Annotated in this window: 15 protein-coding genes; 8 read left to right on the top strand and 7 right to left on the bottom strand. The window is 58.3% G+C overall.

What is annotated here, in order from left to right:
* Positions 1-5 precede the first annotated feature (5 nt).
* Positions 6-1181: an NAD(P)-dependent malic enzyme gene (locus tag ACRDT3_RS13450; RefSeq protein WP_431493458.1), complete on the top strand. Its 1176-nt coding sequence runs from the start codon at positions 6-8 to the stop codon at positions 1179-1181.
* Positions 1182-1309: 128 nt separating this feature from the next.
* Here ACRDT3_RS13450 and ACRDT3_RS13445 read toward each other — a convergent pair whose 3' ends face one another.
* Positions 1310-4693 (bottom strand): S8 family peptidase, encoded by a 3384-nt coding sequence (locus tag ACRDT3_RS13445; protein ID WP_431493457.1) that lies wholly within the window; start codon positions 4691-4693, stop codon positions 1310-1312.
* Between the two features lie 138 nt (positions 4694-4831).
* Between ACRDT3_RS13445 and ACRDT3_RS13440 the strand changes: the two genes are divergently transcribed.
* Positions 4832-5809, top strand: a complete 978-nt coding sequence (locus tag ACRDT3_RS13440; protein WP_431493456.1) for a helix-turn-helix domain-containing protein — start codon at positions 4832-4834, stop codon at positions 5807-5809.
* A 308-nt stretch (positions 5810-6117) separates the two neighbouring features.
* Here the strand turns inward: ACRDT3_RS13440 and ACRDT3_RS13435 are convergent, their stop codons facing one another.
* The gene (locus ACRDT3_RS13435) at positions 6118-7599 is read right to left on the bottom strand and encodes an amino acid permease (protein ID WP_431493455.1); all 1482 of its coding nucleotides are present in this window, start codon (positions 7597-7599) and stop codon (positions 6118-6120) included.
* Positions 7600-8206: 607 nt separating this feature from the next.
* Between ACRDT3_RS13435 and ACRDT3_RS13430 the strand changes: the two genes are divergently transcribed.
* Entirely contained in the window at positions 8207-9052 is an 846-nt protein-coding gene (locus tag ACRDT3_RS13430) for an HpcH/HpaI aldolase/citrate lyase family protein (RefSeq protein WP_431493454.1), read from the top strand.
* Positions 9053-9138: 86 nt separating this feature from the next.
* On the opposite strand, the gene ACRDT3_RS13425 is transcribed toward ACRDT3_RS13430, so the two are convergent.
* The 4 genes from ACRDT3_RS13425 to ACRDT3_RS13410 all read right to left on the bottom strand — a co-directional run bounded on the left by ACRDT3_RS13425 (position 9139) and on the right by ACRDT3_RS13410 (position 12997).
* On the bottom strand, positions 9139-10629 hold the full coding sequence (locus ACRDT3_RS13425; protein ID WP_431493453.1) for an alanine/glycine:cation symporter family protein: 1491 nt from the start codon (positions 10627-10629) through the stop codon (positions 9139-9141).
* Between the two features lie 225 nt (positions 10630-10854).
* Entirely contained in the window at positions 10855-10977 is a 123-nt protein-coding gene (gene ykgO / locus ACRDT3_RS13420) for a type B 50S ribosomal protein L36 (RefSeq protein WP_073707785.1), read from the bottom strand.
* Entirely contained in the window at positions 10967-12028 is a 1062-nt protein-coding gene (locus ACRDT3_RS13415; protein ID WP_431493452.1) for a GTP-binding protein, read from the bottom strand. The genes ykgO and ACRDT3_RS13415 overlap by 11 nt, the downstream gene beginning before the upstream one ends.
* Positions 12029-12139: 111 nt before the next feature.
* On the bottom strand, positions 12140-12997 hold the full coding sequence (locus ACRDT3_RS13410) for a fumarylacetoacetate hydrolase family protein (RefSeq protein ID WP_431493451.1): 858 nt from the start codon (positions 12995-12997) through the stop codon (positions 12140-12142).
* A gap of 219 nt (positions 12998-13216) precedes the next feature.
* On the opposite strand from ACRDT3_RS13410, the gene ACRDT3_RS13405 reads away from it, so the two are divergent.
* The 4 genes from ACRDT3_RS13405 to ACRDT3_RS13390 are packed head-to-tail and all read left to right on the top strand — an operon-like array spanning position 13217 to position 16812.
* Positions 13217-13858 carry an ABC transporter permease gene (locus ACRDT3_RS13405; protein ID WP_431493450.1) on the top strand — a complete coding sequence of 214 codons (642 nt, stop codon included), beginning with the start codon at positions 13217-13219 and terminating at the stop codon, positions 13856-13858.
* 22 nt (positions 13859-13880) lie between these two features.
* Positions 13881-15113, top strand: a complete 1233-nt coding sequence (locus tag ACRDT3_RS13400; protein ID WP_431493496.1) for a betaine/proline/choline family ABC transporter ATP-binding protein — start codon at positions 13881-13883, stop codon at positions 15111-15113.
* A complete protein-coding gene (locus tag ACRDT3_RS13395; RefSeq protein WP_431493449.1) occupies positions 15110-15838 on the top strand; it encodes an ABC transporter permease in 729 nt (242 codons plus the stop codon). Before ACRDT3_RS13400 ends, ACRDT3_RS13395 begins: the two co-directional genes overlap by 4 nt.
* Positions 15835-16812, top strand: a complete 978-nt coding sequence (locus ACRDT3_RS13390; protein ID WP_431493448.1) for a glycine betaine ABC transporter substrate-binding protein — start codon at positions 15835-15837, stop codon at positions 16810-16812. The genes ACRDT3_RS13395 and ACRDT3_RS13390 overlap by 4 nt, the downstream gene beginning before the upstream one ends.
* Before the next feature lie 149 nt (positions 16813-16961).
* On the opposite strand, the gene ACRDT3_RS13385 is transcribed toward ACRDT3_RS13390, so the two are convergent.
* Positions 16962-17120: a hypothetical protein gene (locus ACRDT3_RS13385; RefSeq protein ID WP_431493447.1), complete on the bottom strand. Its 159-nt coding sequence runs from the start codon at positions 17118-17120 to the stop codon at positions 16962-16964.
* Between the two features lie 221 nt (positions 17121-17341).
* Between ACRDT3_RS13385 and ACRDT3_RS13380 the strand changes: the two genes are divergently transcribed.
* Entirely contained in the window at positions 17342-17890 is a 549-nt protein-coding gene (locus ACRDT3_RS13380) for a YceI family protein (protein WP_431493446.1), read from the top strand.
* Positions 17891-17967 lie beyond the last annotated feature (77 nt).

Genomic DNA, 17967 nt, shown 5'->3' with positions numbered 1-17967 from the left:
ATTCAATGTCTGTTGAATCCACTAAAGACCTGTCAACCATCACCGACGCAGAGATTTTCGACGCCCACCTTGGCGGCAAGCTTTCCGTCTCCTCGCAAATGCCTCTGAATACCAAGCGCGATCTGTCCATCGCCTACACCCCGGGTGTAGCCAAGGTATCCCAGGCCATCGCGGATGATCCAGCCAAGCACGCCACCCACACCTGGGCTTCCCGCCTGGTCGCTGTGGTCTCGGACGGCACCGCGGTGCTGGGCCTGGGGAACATCGGCGCCGCTGCCTCGCTTCCGGTCATGGAAGGCAAAAGCGCGCTGTTCAAGGAATTCGGCGGACTGGATTCCATCCCGCTGGTGCTGGACACCACCGACGTGGACGAAATCGTCGAAACCGTCATCCGCCTGCGCCCGAGCTTCGGTGCAGTGAACCTGGAAGACATCTCCGCCCCGCGCTGCTTCGAAATCGAAAAGCGCCTGATCGAGGCACTGGACATCCCGGTTATGCATGATGACCAGCACGGCACCGCAGTGGTGGTGCTGGCAGCGCTGATCGGTGCTGCCCGCCAGATCAATCGCGACATCAGCTCGCTGAAGGTCGTCATCTCCGGCGCTGGTTCGGCCGGCGTCGCCGTAACCAACCTGCTGCTCTCGGCCGGCGTGGACGATGTCATCGTGCTCGACTCGCGCGGCACCATCCACCGCGAACGCGACGACCTGAACCCGGTCAAGGCCGACCTGGCCGGACGCACCAACCGCGATGACGTCATGGGTTCCCTGGCAGAGGCGTTGGACGGTGCGGATGTCGTAGTCGGCCTGTCCTCGTCGACCTTTGACGAGGCCGCCGTGGCGAAGATGAACAAGGACGCCATCATCTTCGCGCTGTCCAACCCGACCCCGGAAATCATGCCGGATGTTGCCGCGAAGTATGCAGCCGTGGTTGCCACCGGACGCAGCGACTTCCCGAACCAGATCAATAACGTGCTGGCCTTCCCGGGCATCTTCCGCGGGGCGCTGGACTCGGGAGCCAAGAAGATCACCGAAGGCATGAAGGTTGCGGCGGCTCACGCCATTGCCAACCTGGTTGGCGATGATCTGGCAGCGGACTACATCATTCCTTCGGCAACCGATGACCGCGTGATGCCTGCTGTTGCTGCGGCCGTGGCTGCGGAAGCTGAACAGACCCAGTAGCAATTTTCTCCTCGAGAGAACTCTGCGGCACGAGCAAGGCTTGTACCCTTGCTGGCCAGGTCTTAGGACGGTAGAAAACCAGTTGGCCCGGTAGCGCATTACTGCGTTACCGGGCCACCTGGGTTGAGCTAGTTATTGACAGCGTAGAGGTTCTTGATGAGTTGCCCGGTTCGGGCTCCCTGTCCATCGACGATATCCAACTTGAGCGAGACGAAGCCTTCGTCCGCCAACGTGTTATCGACCAGGACCTGCCACTTCCCTTCGTGCTTCACCACGGTGGCCTCAATCCACTCTGGCTCCCTCTCGGAATCCTCATCGGACTGCTGGTGACGGTCGTAGTTGACCGAGGCAGTCATTCTGGCGATTCCACCGGGGTCGTATCCTTCTTGTCCGAGCAAGTCAACCCGTACCGGGAAGTCGGCCTGCGCCGGAGCCCGGTTGAATCCATCGACTTCAGCGTCAATAATCGGCAGCGCGATGGGCAACGGGACAGTTTCATCGTGATCCGGGCGCTGCGACTCGAAAGTGTAAGTGGTTTGAGTGTGGAACCCCAGGTCCCAGTAGCCATTGCGGCGAAGCCGGCGCTGGTCCACCACGGCTGTGATCGTTGAATTCCCGGCTCCTACTTCTGCAGTTCCTCCGGCTACAGGGAAGGTGTCAAGGAGCTGTCCATCTTCGTATATGGATAGCTTCCCGATGTCGGCCAACCCTCCAATTGCGGTGCGTCCGACTTCGCTATCTTTCCATTGCGGGAAGCTGAAGCCGACCAGGTTTCCCTGGCGTTCTGCAACCCGGCTGGGCGCGCCATCGGGATGGACTGCCATTGCGGTGTTAGTTGGCAACTTGAACCAGTCGATTTCAGAGTTCGACCCGGCCGGGTAGGTCCGAATCGGGTCGAACCAGAGTTCCGGGAATTGGTTGAAGGGACCGGATTGGGACAACTGCTGCCATCGAAGCTCCGGTGAGTAGTAGGCGGTACGTTCCAACGGAGTTGAGATGTAGGAACCGGAAGAAGCGTAGAACGGGCTTGCACCTGCTTCGTCGGGCATGATTCGGGCCCACTCTTCCGCTTCCCAATTCCGGCCGCCTTGGGCATGCCAGGACTCCTCCACCGTGCCGAGGGAAGAATCGGGAACGTGGTGGTGCTGGTTCTTGGAAACGCGGCCCTCGTTGGTGAATGCGAGATTGTATAGGTAGGAGCTGGTTTCTACGGCTGCATCAGGGTCGTAGGCACGCAGGTAGGTGCCGAAGTTGAAAGTGCCATTTTTGACCTTTTGGGTTGGCGTCACGTAGAGATCGGTAACTGAAGCGGCGACTACGGAACTGGCCACGCGCCAAGTCTCATCCCATGCGCGGTCAATTGACAAAGAGCCCGAACGGATAGCCATTGGGCGGTCGCCTTCCAGCGTCACCGGAATGGCTTCGCGGGCATCCAGAATGAGTGTGGTGTCTTCCGAAAAGCTCATTTGCGGCTGTCCTACATAGGAATATGTATTGTCTCCTTCATCGCTAATGGTGCTGATGATCGCGGTGGCCAAGTGTTCCCCAGCTCGTACCCGAAGCTCAAGGTCTTCGCCGGTGAAGTACTCTACGGCCCGCGCGGGCTGGTGCATATCGGTCAGATCCAGGAAGCCGCGGGTGGCTGCCTTGCCATTGCGGTCAATGGCCTTGACCGTCACGGAGACGGTTTTTGGCTCCAGCCAGAACCCGACGGAGGTCGTTGCTCGGGAATTTCCAGATCCTGCCTCGGTAGCGACGATTCGAGCTCCGATTTCGCCGAAGGCACTTTCCCGGAGATTATTCGAATTGCCTTTGGCCGTGATATCGACGGTGGCGGAACCATTGGCCGGGACCGTAATGTTCTTGTGCTCGATTTCGATGAGGCTAGAAGGAACCGATTTCCCATCGGCACCGGTCAGGTCTTGGAGCTTCAGTTTCAGTTTCATCGGTTTGTCCGACGTATTCGTGTAGGTCAATGGACGCGTAGAGCTCTGATGCTTGTCATGCGGCCAATCGAATTCGCCGAGCTCGATGCTGGTTTCACTGAAGAGCTCGGTGGCAATGGCTGCCGGAGTCCATAGTTCTCCACTGCCTTGTGCATAGACTGTGTCCTCCGCATCCGGTTTGGCAGAAGAGACAAGAGCCGCCTTGAGCTGTTGTGCGGTGTATCCGGGGTGGGCTTGACGCAATAGTGCGGCCGCGCCCGCCACGTGCGGGCTGGCCATGGAAGTGCCGGACATCGTGGTGTAAGCCTCGTCGTCAGTGCCTCCAGCACGGGCACCGGCAATATCCACGCCTGGGGCGGATAGGTCCGGCTTGACCCGGTGGCCGCCCATAGTGGCACCACGACTGGAGAACGCGGCAACTTCGCCTTTGGCATCAACGGCACCGACTGTTAGTACTCCTTCGGCGCACCCTGGCGCGCTAACAGTTTCTCGGAGGCCCGCATTTCCGGCGGCTACGACGAACAAGGTTGTACTTTGCTCCGAAAGCTGTTCACTTGCCAGAGACATTGGATCGCTGCAGTCAGTTGGCATATCTGAACCTAGGCTCATATTGACCACATCGGCGTCCTGTTCGACAGCCCATTCCATGCCGTCGATGATCCACGAAGCTTGCCCGCCCCAATTGCCCAAGACTTTGCCGACCAGCAAATCAGACTGTGGTGCCATGCCAATTTTCGATGCGTCGGCAAGGCCAGCACCACCGACTGTCGAGGCTACGTGCGTACCGTGCCCTTGATGATCCTCGATGCCTTCGCCAGTGAAATCCTTGGCGGCCACAACTTGGCCCGCTAGATCCGGGTGGTCGGTGTCATACCCGGTGTCGAGCACCGCGACCTTAATTCCTGATCCATCGAATCCCAAGTCCCAGGCCTCTGGGGCACCGGTTTGCTCGACACCCGTTGCAGGATCCAACGGCACTGAACTCGCAGAGACTCGGGCGTCGAGCCAGATTTTCTGGACGGTGCCAGCAGCTCTCGCCCGGGAACCCAATAGCTGGTCGTAGGTCTTCGCCGCCGTGGACTTGTCCAAAGTCAAAGCAGAAGCGCCGATAGATTCGAGTGACAAATTCAGCGTCAATCCGGTGGATCTGGCCATGGCTGAGCTCTTGGCCTGCATAATCAGCGGAAGTGTTTGGCTCTCCGCATCCCCATATCCTTGGGCAATCAACCCCGTGACGTTGAACAGTTCAGGGTCCAGCACTCCTGATGCGATCAGATTTTGGGCCTCGGCGGGAAACACGTACAGATCTTTGTCCACGACGCGCGTGTAGTAGTCTTCTCCAGCTGGCAGGATGGCCGAAGGGTGGCCGTCGCCTGAAACCGTGACCTGGATCGTGGCACCGTTAATGAGTGTGACGGCTTCTGCCAGCGTTTCCTTGGAATGCCCTACAACGGTGTTGGAACTATTCGGGGGAGCGGCCATTGCAGGTGGAACAGCCGCTGAGAAAAGGCTGGTGCCGACAGCCAGCGCCAGGATGGCAGCTGGCAGGCGTTTATTGCGATGCATGGTGACCTTTCAGGGAAACGAGTTCGGAACTTCTGACATAAATCTGCCAAACCTATGTAGGATCTTCAATGGCGGATATATGACATGACTACTTTCTGCCAGTGGTAGTAGCTCAGTTCCTTGTCCCTAGGGGGAAAAATGCTAAGTGTGCTCGGACTAACTGATTTGCAAGAAAGCGTGTATCGCCGGCTGGTGGCGGCCGCGTCAGCCACGGCTGCGGAAATTGCACAGGATCTTGGGCTGTCGCAGTCTGAGGTGACGTTGGCTTTGGAATCCCTGGAAAAACTCGGGCTGGCAGCGCGCTCAGTAGCCGCGCCGGAGCATTTCAACGCTTCGCCTCCGGAACTGGCTTTGGGATCTTTGATCGTCGATCAACAACAAGAGTTACGCAAAGCAGAACTTGAATTGCATGCCTTGGCTGAAATGTTCCACAAATCCGCCACCGGTAGGGCAGGGGTGGATGTCATTGACATCGTTCGAGGGCCACAGGCTGTTGCCCAGCATTTTGCCCAGTTGCAGCGTGGCGCCAAGAGATCCGTGTGGGCGATGGTCAAGAGCGATGTGGCGGTCGTGGATTCCGCAGACAATGTTGACGAGGAAGCCGCTCTGGCGCGGGGCGTCAAGTACAAGGTGATTGTAGAATCCGGCGCTTTCAATAAGCCTGGATTCGCAAAGCAAGCGGCTTTGTCATCAAATTCCGGGGAAGAGATCAGGCTGACCGATTCTCTTCCGTTGCGGATGCTCATTGCCGATCAGGAGCTAGCACTTCTTCCCCTGAATTCGCAGACGGGGGCCGGCGGTGAAATCGGTGCGCTACTTTTGCGCCCCAGCGGACTGCTTGACGCTATGCGAGCACTGTATGAGTTGTGCTGGAAGCAGGCGCAGCCAACTTACCTATCGCCGGAGAATGCTGAAGGGTTCGATTCGCTGGACGAATCAGACCGCCACCTGCTGGTGTTGCTCCGTGCAGGCATCACGGATAATGCAATCGCTGGGCAGCTTTCCGTTAGTCTGCGCACGGTCCAGCGTCGCTTGCAGCTACTGATGAATCGAGCCGAGGTGAGCACTCGATTTCAGCTGGGCATAGCCGCTTCTAGGCTTGGATGGCTCGAATAGCACTTTGAAGTCCTCTCATGGCCAGAAGTCCATCTCCAGTTGCGGCAGCTGGATATGGCATTCAGCTGCCGAATCCAATGCTCCAAAAGCTGCTGTGGTCGAGGGGCAAACTAGACGGGAAAGGGAGCGAGCCGCTATTGCATAACTCCCGGACCTCCTCGCTGCGCCCCGCGCAGGCAGCCACGGAATATCGCTAGTGCGGCACGTGGCTGGCGTTCCCACGAGTGCACTTTTCAAGTGCATCGTGTCCGTGAAGAGTTTCCTTGCAGGGCAAGAGGCCAGGGCGGGACAAGACTGCTTGGGCGGACTTAGCCCATGCGGTACAACTTCGCCGCATCATTCTCGGCAGATACTTTGGCTCGGTGCGCGACACGCAGCTCCTTGTGGCGATCGGACTTGCGCACCTTTACATAGAACATTCCAACAAGAAGGAACCACAGGGGCGTAGCCAGCAACGCAGCACGCGTATCGGCTTGCGTGGTCAACGCCCACAGGACGAATACGAAGAACGCAAGCACCATGTACGGGGTTCCCAGGCCGCCGGGGACCTTGAACTTCGAGGCATCGTGCAGCTGCGGGCGACGCTTGCGGAAGGCCAAGTAGCTGATCAGAATCATTGACCAGACGAACATGAAGCACAGGGCTGACACAGTGGTGACCAGGGTGAAGGCCTGGGCTACGGAGTCACCCGAGTACAACAGCACGACGGCAGCAAGAAGGAAAATGCAGGAGAACAGCAACGCATTGCGTGGCACCTGGGTGGAAGAAAGCTTGCTGAACTTCTGCGGAGCATCTCCATCTTGGGACAGGGCATACAGCATGCGCGATGTCGAATAGATCCCGGAATTCGCACTGGAAGCGGCGGCCGTCAGCACGACAAAGTTGACCAGGCCCGCAGCTGCGGCCAAACCAGCCATCGAGAACATGCCAACGAATGGCGATGCATCAGCGGAGAACTTGTACCAAGGGGTGACGGCCATCAGGACGGTCAAGGCACCGACGTAGAACAGGATCACGCGCAGTGGAATGGAGTTGATGGCCTTCGGGAGATTCTTTTCAGGATCCTTGGTTTCAGCCGCAGCCGTACCAACCAATTCAATGCCAACGAAGGCGAAAACAGCGATCTGGAAGCCTGCGACGAAGCCCATGAAACCAGTGGGGAACATGCCGCCGTGCGCCCACAGGTGGACGAAGGAAGCGGTGTCTCCCTCCGAAGAACTGAATCCGGTGACGACCATTGCCAAGCCGCAAACGATCAATGCCAGGATTGCAACGATTTTCACCAATGAGAACCAGAACTCGGTTTCGCCAAAAGCCTTGACGGTGGGCAGGTTCAGCCCGACCAGTAGCAGGATGCAGCAGAGCGCAGGCAGCCACAACGGGATCTCGGACCACCAGTAGGCGACGTACTGGGCGATCGCGACTACGTCGGCAATGCCGGTGACGACCCAGCAGAACCAATAGGTCCAACCGGTGAAGAAGGCAGCCCAAGGTCCCAAGAGATCTCCTGCAAAATCTGCAAAGGTCTTGTAGTTCAAGTTGCTGAGCAGGATTTCGCCCATGGCACGCATGACGAAGAAGAGCATGAAACCGATGATCATGTATACGAAGATGACCGACGGGCCGGCAGCGGAAATGGTCTTGCCGGAGCCCATGAACAAACCGGTGCCGACTGCTCCGGATATCGCCATGAGCTGGATGTGCCTGCTGGACAGGCCGCGCTCAAGTTTCGTTCCGTCGGAAACGGTTTTCAGTTGCGTGGAATCGTTCGCCACGGCTGCACCTTTCATGAGCAGATCCCTTCGGTTTTTCGAAGGAGACGGTCTGCCCGGGAGAAGAACTAGACCGCTGAAAGAGGTTATCGCAGTTATATTGAGCAGCTATATTTGGTCGTCACCGTGGACTGTGAGCAAGCTTAATAGTTGTGAAATTGGTTATATGCCGCTGGATCCAGGCAGACGGGGCACAGCTCCGTGCCATGGCTGGGTGTGCAGGGACAGCACTTGAAGGGGGCACTTCGTCGCTGCTGGCCATCGGGTTGGCAGAAATAGCAGCGGAATAAAGCCACGGGAAAATTCGCGAAGGAATTCCTCCGGTTCCAGCAATTGGAATTAGCGGAACGCGCTTGATCAGCAGAATCAGAACAATAGATGATCAATTCCCGTATTCCGCAGTCTGCGACAGGGTATCTGAAATGGCAGCATGGGACACTGGAAGCCACCTCGGGCACCACGGAATCCTAGGTCAGCTCCGCTGTGGAAAAGGCTGCGCGGTGCATCTTGAAAATGTGAAACCGGAATGCTCCTGCGGTGCATTCCGAGCCTATTGGTTCACTTGAAGCAAATACTGTACATGGCCAGTGGAAGCTTGGAGGGGCAAGTGAGTAGTGTAGGACGTATGGCATTCCGAAATCGTCGAGCTGCGGCTCTTCCTGCAAAATTGTCCCGTTCCTGGCTCTTGGTCAATGCGGCCAAGGAGGAAACTTTCGCTCCTTCGCTGGCTTGTGAAGCGGACTCGGTGATTTTTGACATGGAAGCTGCCGTTCCTGATAATCAGAAGATTCAGGCTCGCGACAACGTAGTGCGCGCGCTGTCCAATGGCATGACTGCCTGGGTGCGCGTCAACGGCATTGACACTGATTTCTGGGCCGATGACCTTGCCGCGCTGTCGGGGACTCCGGGCCTGCGTGGAATCATGCTGGCCATGACCGAGCAGCCAGAACAGGTCACCTACAGCGCGATGCGTCTGCGTGCGGGCACTCCGGTGCTGGCCTTGATCGAAACCGCTTTGGGCATCGAGAACGCAACGCAGATTGCTTCGGCTCCCGGTACCTTCCGCTTGGCGTTCGGCATCAACGACTTCCGCAAGGACACCGGCGTCTCCGATGACCCGATGGCGCTGGCCTACGCACGCGGACGGCTCGTGATCGCTTCGCGCGTGGGCAAGCTGCCTGGCGCTATCGACGGACCACCACCAGCAGGCGCCGACGCAGCCAAGGTGACCGAAGAAACCCGGATCACCGCATCCATGGGCATGACCGGCAAGCTTTCCTTGTCTACCGATCACGTAGATGGCATTAATGCCGCGCTGGCCCCCAGCGAAGACGAACTGTCTTGGGCCATGGAACTGCTCGAAGCGCACGCTGCCGGTGCTTCGGTGGGCGACGGGTCCTACCTGCCGCGTCTGGCCCGTGCCCAGAAGATTGCCGACCTGGCCGACTCCTACGGCCTGTGGAACGCCTAAGCCTTTAGCTGCCTTCCAACAGCAAAGAACCCGTCCAGCATCTGAAATCAATCAGATGCTGGACGGGTTCTTTTCGCTTGCGGAGCTTATGCTTCGTGGGCACCGCGGTTGCGCGAGGAACCGACTACGTCGCCAGCCTTCCATTCAGCCCAACCCGGACGCTCGTTCATGAAGTCCTCGATCTGCGCCTTGTTGGCTTGCAGATTCGGGTCATTCTTGAGGTACCAGCCGGTTTCGCGGGCAACCATGCCCGAAAGGATCAGTAGGCCGATCAGGTTCGGCAGTGCCATCAGGCCGTTCATCATGTCAGAGAAGTTCCAAACGGCGGTCAGCTCGGTGGTGCAGCCTACGTATACGACCAGCGAGAACACGATGCGGAACGGCATCACCAGCTTGCGGCCGAAGAGGCGCTCGATGTTCCGCTCGCCGTAGTAGCACCAGCCCAGGATGGTGGAGAAAGCGAACATGACCAGGCCGATGGTCACAATCCAGTGGCCCCACTGTCCGGGCAGGCCATTGGTGAATGCCTGACCGGTCATCAGCGCCGCGGAGATCTGCTCGCCGGTTTCCCCATCGAGCATCTTCCATGTGCCGGTGGTGATGATGACCAGGCCGGTGCAGGTAACAACGATGATGGTGTCGATGAAGGTCTGGGTCATGGAGACCAGGCCCTGGCGAACCGGGTGGGTGGTCTGTGCCGAAGCAGCGGCGATCGCTGCTGAACCCATGCCGGACTCGTTGGAGAAGATGCCGCGGGCCACACCGTACTGGACAGCAATGATGATGGCCGAGCCGACGAAGCCGCCCACTGCCGAGGTGCCGGTGAAGGCATCGGTGAAGATCTCGCCGAAGGCCGCCGGAATGCCGCCCACGTTGGCGATCAGGATGTAGATCGAGGCTGCTACGTAGAAGACGATCATCACGGGAACGAAACCAGCGGTAACGCGGCCGATGGACTTGATGCCGCCAACCAATACGGCGATGGACAGCACGGTCAGGATCACGCCGGTAACCCAAGGGGTCACATGGAAGGAATTATCCAAGTTGGCGGCAATCGAGTTGCCCTGGGTCATGTTGCCGATGCCGAAGCTGGCAAGGGTGGCAGCGATAGCGAAGAACAGGGCCAGGAACTTGCCAATTGGGCCCTTGATGCCGCGCTCCAGGTAGTACTGCGGACCGCCGGACTTTTCACCGGCTGCGTCTGTGCCACGGAAGCGAACGCCCAGATAGGCCTCGGTGTACTTCGATGCCATGCCGAGCAGGCCGGTAACCCACATCCAGAACAGGGCGCCCGGGCCGCCGATGCCGATGGCGGTTGCGACACCGACGATGTTACCGGTACCAACGGTGGCGGCCAACGCAGTAGTCAGCGCCTGGAACTGCGAGATGTCGCCTTCTGCCTCGGCATCCTTGCGCTTGAGCAGGCCAAGGCGCAGTGCGGCGGCGAGCTTGAAGAATTGCAGGCCGCCCAAGCGGATGGTCAGGTACAGGCCAGTACCCAAAAGTAGCGGGATGAGGACAAACGGTCCCCAGATGACGGAGGAGATATCTCCGAAGAGAGCGCCCAAATCGTCCATGGATTTAACATCCTTATTTGCGAGTGACTGATGATCAAGAGTCTCAAGCGAGAAGCCGATCCCCTTATGTGAGTGCCATCATATGACAAGGGGAGAGCTGTGTCACAAAGCGCGCTGGCGGATGTCATGTCCGGTTCGTTAACTTTATTTCACGAATGGATCACGGCTTTGGCGGGCATCGCATTGCCGGCATCCACCAAAGTGGACGCCGGCAATTTCCGGGCTTCAGCCCTGCCGCGCTTTCATGCGCGGATTTTTCTTGTTGATCACGAAGACGCGACCACGTCGTCTGACCACTTGGGAGCCGGGCGCCTTCTTCAGTGCGCGGATGGAGTTCCTAACTTTCATGCCATTCACCTCCTTCACGATGTGCGGAGCTGAAAAGTCCTTTGAGTTCTTCCTCGGTGACCTGGCATTGTTCGAAGACCGTCTCGATCTGCGAAGCTTCGTGTTCGGATCCGTAGAGCAGCAGTTCCGAAACGGCGATATTCGAATTCCACGCTCCGGTGTTTTCCATCCAGATGCGTGGACCAGCTCCGCCGATGGCAACGCGCTCACTGAGGGCACTGGCCACCCAGAGGATGCCGCGGATGCAGGTGCAGGATTCGGCAAGGGAAGGCAGGGCCTGGCGGAAGCGCTCGGGGTGAAGCGGCCGTTCGGCTTGCAAGCGGATCGGGGCATTGCCGGCATCTATCGCGGCTCGCGGCATGTGCCCGGCGCTGGTGCGCTTGCGCGCTGCAGCGGGATGGAAGGAACCGAGTTCCTCTTCGTGCACGCAGACTTGCGCATGCGGCGCCATCTGCCGAGCCAATTCGAGGCCGGCTTCATAGTCGGTGCCGCCAGCGCGTCGTGGACCTGAGGCGCTTTCAAGCAGCTGGGTTTCCAGGCCTTCAACCGGAATGAGGGTATCTGCCTGCATGAGTTCTGTGAAGAAAAACTCTCCCGAAGTCCGCTCGTCGTGTTCCATGGCGTTGAATCCCGACTCCCAGAGGGAATGCCGGTCCCACATCTGGTCCTCCAGCTCGGCTGGGTCCAGGGCCAATGCGATGCTGCCGATCTGGATTTTCAGCGGTTCGAGCTTCGTTCCGATCATCTCCAGCACTGTTCCGCTATGCCAGGTGGCTGGCAACCCCAGTATCATGGTGGCCTCGGAATCTTCAGGCGCCAGGCGCTGGATCGTTGGCAGGATCTCGAACTTCGTTGCACAGCCGATGCAGGGATGCCCGAGGACGGTTTCGGCATGTTCAGCGGCTGCTGATCCGGCGACATGGCGCACCAGCCGGTTGCCGTCGACGAAGTCGTAGCGCAGGATGATGGCATCACGGTGGTGGCGCCGCAGGTGGCTTAGGCCGGAGTCGCGGCTGGAAGTATCAAGTGCGGAGAGAACGATAAGATTCACGCGTTTCAGCTTATATGAGAATGAGTCTCAATAGCAAAGTCGTGAACGGGGATTAAAGCTTCGGGGGCCCGCCCGCAGATGCGGCCAGGCCCCCGAAGGCAATAGGGAAAATCAGTTCTGCGGCGCGTTGAAAATTACCGTTGAGGTACCCAAGCCTTCAATCGAGGTTTCAAGTGCATCGCCGTGCTTGAGCCACGGGTGGCGCCCATTTTCGTCGCGGCGGCCCAAAGCCACACCTGAGGGGGTACCCGTCAAGATGACGTCGCCCGGCTGCAATTCATTGAAGGTTGAAAGGTAGGAAACCAATGCATCCGCCGAGAAAATGAGATCATCGATCTGCTGGTCCTGCACCACGGTGCCATTGACAGAGCTGGTGATGCGGGCGGCAGGATTCAGCTCATCAGGGGTCACGAGCCAAGGGCCCAGGGGAGTGGAATGATCCCAGATCTTGCCCTGCAGCCATTCCTGGGTGCGGCCCTGGTAACCGCGCATGGATACATCGCTGGACACGGCGTAACCGGCAATATGCGAGGCAGCATCCTCCTGGCTGATGCGACGACCTGGCTTGCCGATAATTATGGCCAGTTCCGCTTCGTAGTCCACGCGGTGGTCTTCCACTGGAATTTCAATGGTGTCATTGGCCCCGCATAGGGTGGAAGCGAACTTCGCGAATACCGTCGGATACTTCGGCAGCTCTTCGGCGACCTCGGCCGCATGGGTCTTGTAGTTCAAGCCGATGCAGTAGATTTTCTCCGGCTTGGGGATCAGCGCGGCGTAGTCGGCTTCGCCCTCGGCGATGGAATCACCGACCAGCGCGCGGGCAATGACTTCTTGCTGGTCGGCTTCGTCAAGACGCAGGAAGCGCTGCACTGAATCGAGGTTATCCAAGTAGTAGGCGCGGCCATCGTCAATGACAGCAGCGGTAGTGTGGCCTGGTTCGCTGGCGAGGCGGAGCGTTGCAAGTTTCATGAATCTATCTCACTACATTTCTTGCTGAAAGTGCACCATATTTCAAGATTGGCAATTTATAGTTATTCGCTCTAAATACGTCCAAGCCAGAGTTCTGCTATGAAAACGTGGCTTGGTCAAGCTCCAGTGACCCGGCTAAACTCATGGCATGCTCCGGTCCCAGAGACCAGTCTTGAAATAATGATCTAGATACGAAACTAAAGTGAAGCAGGTTTTAATGTGGGTGACTTTTTTGGCGAGCGATCTCGCCATATCCTCTTCGCCTCGTGGCAGCACTTCTCGCTAGTCGCGCAGTGCTTGATCCTAGCGACAATTATTTCTGTGCTTATTGCCGTACTGGTATACCGCAATAAGTCCTTATCGGGTTTGGCCAACGGCATTAGCGCCGTCGGCCTGACTGTTCCATCCTTTGCCTTGATCGGCTTGCTTATTGTTCCCGTGGGCTTCGGCGTCACGCCGGCAGTCATCGTGGTGACGTTCTTCGCGGCCCTGCCGATTCTGCGCAACGCCATCGTAGGGCTGAACAATATCGAACCAACCATTATCGAATCAGCGCGCGGCATCGGCATGAGCCGGCTGAAGACGCTGGTATCGGTAGAAATCCCCATAGCTTGGCCGGTGATCCTGACCGGCGTGCGTATTTCAGCCCAGATGGTAATGGGCGTCGCCGCGGTGGTCTCCTATGCCCTGGGCCCAGGCCTTGGTGGGTTCATTTTCCAAGGACTCTCGCGTCTTGGCGGCGCGAACTCCCTGGAATCCGTGATCACCGGCGTAGTTGGCGTCGTCATCCTAGCGCTCATCCTTGATTTGATTTTGCTCGGCATTGGCCGACTGACTACCCCGCGAGGTATCCGTGTCTGAACATAAGATCTCCGAAAATGCCATGGCCCAGAATGTCACCGGCGCTTCGATCATGCTCGAAGAAGTAACCAAGACTTACCCGGGACAGAAGAAATCGGCCGTAGGCGGCCTGACCCTCGAGATCCCTGCCGGATCCATCGTGATGTTCGTGGGGCCATCCGGTTGCGGCAAGACGACCACGCTGAAGATGATTAACCGCCTGATCGAGCCAACCAGCGGCAAGATCGTTATCGATGGCGAAGATGTCACCGGCATGAACGGTGATGAGCTGCGCCGCCGCATTGGCTATGTGATCCAGGCCGGCGGCCTCTTCCCGCATATGACCGTGGCTACCAATATCGCCATGGTTCCAAAGATGCTGGGCTGGCCCAAGGAAAAGATCGCTGCCCGCGTTGACGAGCTGCTGGAGCTCGTCTCCCTGGATCCAGAACTCTACCGGGACCGTTTCCCCAAGGAGCTCTCCGGCGGCCAGCAGCAGCGTGTGGGCGTCGCCCGTGCGCTGGCAGCGGATCCTCCGGTATTGCTGATGGATGAGCCATTCGGTGCGGTTGACCCTATTACCCGCCAGCGTCTGCAAGATGAGCTGCTGAACATCCAGTCTGAAGTTCAGAAGACCATTGTGTGCGTGACCCATGACTTCGATGAAGCGGTGAAGCTCGGCGACTGGATTGCGATCTTCAACGAAGGTGCGCAGTTGGAGCAGTACGACTCCCCAGAGCGGATCCTGGCCAATCCGGCCAGCGAGTTCGTGGAGAACTTCATCGGTTCGGGTGCCGGGTTGAAGCAGCTGACCCTGACTCGGGTGAACGAAGTGGAGCTGGGAGAAGCGGTTACCACGACCCCGGGCAAGAACGCTTCGGATGTGCTCTCTCAACTGCAGGGTTCCGGGCGCAAATACGCGGTGGTGCTCGATTCGCGTGGACGTCCGCTGCGCCGTATGGACCGCCGGCAGCTGTCGCGTGCCCAGATCATCGAGGGTACCTACGATGAATCCATGCCGGTAGTCGGTGAGCAGGCAACCTTGAACGACGCACTGGACACCATGCTGGTGGCCAGTTCGGAGTCGGCGTTGGTAACGGGGCGCCGTGATGTGCTCACGGGTGTCATCACCGTGCAGACCGTCATGGAGGCGATCGCCGCCGCGAACAACACCACGGATGCTAATCATGAGGCACCGGTTGGCCTGAATTCGGGTGCCATTAACGTCGTGAATATCGATAGTGCGGCCACCGAGCAGGGTGGTGAATCGGCATGAGGTCCGAAACCCGCAGCTTGATTTGGCAGATCGCCGGAATCGCAGCTGCTTTTGCCATCTTGGTGGGTTGGCTGGTGACCGCCGACCTGACCGAGACCGAACAGCAGACGCTGGATCCGGCAACGATTTGGGGCTACACCCTTGACCACCTGAAGATCACGGTCATCTCGGCGCTTATCGTCCTGCTGATCGCTATTCCGCTCGGCGTGCTGCTCACCCGCCCGCGACTGCGCAAGGCAGCTCCGGCGGTGCGCGCCATTGCCAACTTCGGCCAGGCCGCCCCCGCCATTGGCGTCATCGTGCTCTTGGCCTTCTGGTTGGGCTTCGGTCCGAAAACTGCGATTGTCTCGCTGGTGATCTATGCGATTCTTCCGGTGCTCTCCAACACGATTGTTGGCCTGCAGCAGGTTGACGAACGCCTGGTGGAAGCCGGACGGGGAATCGGCATGAGCCAGATGTCCGTGCTGTTGAAGGTTGAACTGCCGTTGGCCGTCCCGGTGATGCTTTCGGGCATCCGCACGGCCTTGGTGCTGCTGGTAGGCACCGCAACGCTGGCAACCTTTATCAACGGCGGCGGGCTGGGCATCTTGATCACCACGGGTGTGAACCTGAACCTGAATGTGGTGCTGATTGCCGGCTCGTTGCTAGTGGCCTTGCTGGCATTGACGATTGACTGGCTTGGCCGCGTCGTCGAACAGGTGGCCCGACCGAGAGGACTTTCGTGAACCGCAAATTGAAATTCGCCGTGCTGTCCATGGCCGCGCTGATCGGTTTGACTGGATGCGGGCTTAGCCCATCGACCGGTACGGTGCCCAAAGCCGGCCCGGCCGACATCAAGCCGCTGGTCGAGAACGCTGAAGACACCACCGTGACCGTTACGTCCAAGGCCTTTACCGAGCAGCTGCTGCTGGGGAAGATCACCGTGATCGCGCTCAAGGCCGCCGGGTATGACGTCACCGACCTGACCAATGTGCCTGGCTCCCAGCCGGCACGACAGCTGCTGCTTTCCGGCGACGCGAGCGTGCTCTGGGAGTACACCGGTACCGCGTGGCTGACCTACTTGGGCCACGAAGCGCCGGTAGTGGGTGAAGAAGAGCAGTGGCAGTCCGTGCATGACGAGGATGTTGCCAACGGAATTATCTGGGGAAATCCGGCACCGTTGAACAACACCTATGCCTTGGCGATGAACGAAGAAACGACCAAGCGGCTGGGAATCACCAAGCTTTCTGAATTGCAGAAGCTTGACCGCGAGGACCTGACGTTCTGCGTCGACCCGGAATTCAACTCGCGTCGCGATGGTCTGACTCCAATGCTGGAACACTACGATATCGACCGTGGTTCAGAGGTGACGGAGGACAACATTGGCCTGTATGACGTCGGTGCCATTTACCAGGCAACCGCCAATGGCGCGTGCAACTTCGGTGAAGTCTTCACCACTGACGGGCGCATCAAGGCGCTGAACTTGACCGTGCTGGAAGATGACCGCAAGTATTTCCCAAGCTACAACGCCGCCCCGGCTTTCAACGGAGAATTCCTTGAAAAGCACCCGGAAATCCAGCAGATCATGGACAAGATCGCTCCGTTGCTGACTGATCAGGTCCTGATGGACCTGAACTACCAGGTGGACGTCGTTGGTCGTGAGCCAGCGGATGTTGCCTTCGAATGGATGGTTGGACAAGGCTTGGTCTCCAACCCCTAACCAAGACAATGAAAACTGCATAGCTTAAGCACTGGATCCCCGGCATCGCGATGCCGGGGATCCAGTTTAATGTCGCCGAGGATTCACTGGAGATTGGTTTCGCTCTGTTGGATTTGCTTGCAGGATGGAAACAGGTGGAGGCCATCTACCTACTGCTGATCCCGGGTGCCGAGTTCGCCGTCGACTTCATCGGCGATTTCGGTCGTGGCAGCGGTAGTGATGGATTCTTCCTGCCAGATTTCCTCTAGCTCTGCGGATAGCTCGGCTTCTTCTTGGGCATGATCGGGATCTGGGGTATTTGCGTTCATGGCCTCAGTCTAGCCATGTACACGTAGGAGTAAAGGGATGAGCGAAAAATAATTTCAGTAGAAACTTTCCTAGTCAGATAGTGAAAATGAATCCATTGAGGGCTCATTTGAAACTTTTTCGGGAAAAGTGGTTGACGCTTCAACTTCATTAGTGTCATACTGGTATCAGCAAAACAAATTGAGGCGTCAACTACTTGATGGCCCGACGAAAGGATTTAGACATGACTGCATCTGCACTGACCACCGGAACCTGGAACCTCGACGCATCGCACTCCGAGATCGGCTTCTCGGTTCGCCACGCAGGCATCTCCAAGGTCCGCGGCAGCTTCACCGAATTCGATGCAACCCTGACCACCGGCGAGACCCTGGCAGACTCCACGGTCGAGGCAACCGTCCAGATCGCATCGGTCAACACCAAGGACGCCAACCGCGACGGCCACCTGAAGGGCGAGGACTTCTTCAACGCCGAGCAGTTCCCAACCATGACCTTCAAGTCCACTGCGGTCAAGGGCGACGCCGGCGAGTTCGTTCTCGTTGGCGATCTGACCATCCGCGGCGTGAGCAAGGAAGTTGAATTCGAAGCAGAGCTAGGCGGCGAAGCAGTGGACGCTTTCGGTGCAACCCGCGTCGGCTTCTTCGCATCCACGACCATCTCCCGCAAGGAATTCGGCATCACCTGGAACGCAGCACTGGAAGCCGGTGGCGTCCTGGTCAGCGACAAGGTCAAGATTGAAATCGACGCTTCGTTCGTACTGCCAACCGCAGAGTAAAAGTTTCCCGAAGACCGTCATGGGGATGACGGGATAAGGGCCGATACCGGCAAAGCCTCCGGCTCACGAAAGTGAGC

The organism is Glutamicibacter sp. (assembly GCF_050701915.1).
Lineage (GTDB): Bacteria > Actinomycetota > Actinomycetes > Actinomycetales > Micrococcaceae > Glutamicibacter.
The sequence above is the reverse complement of the archived record's forward strand: the minus strand, read 5'-3'. Positions and strand labels throughout refer to the sequence as shown.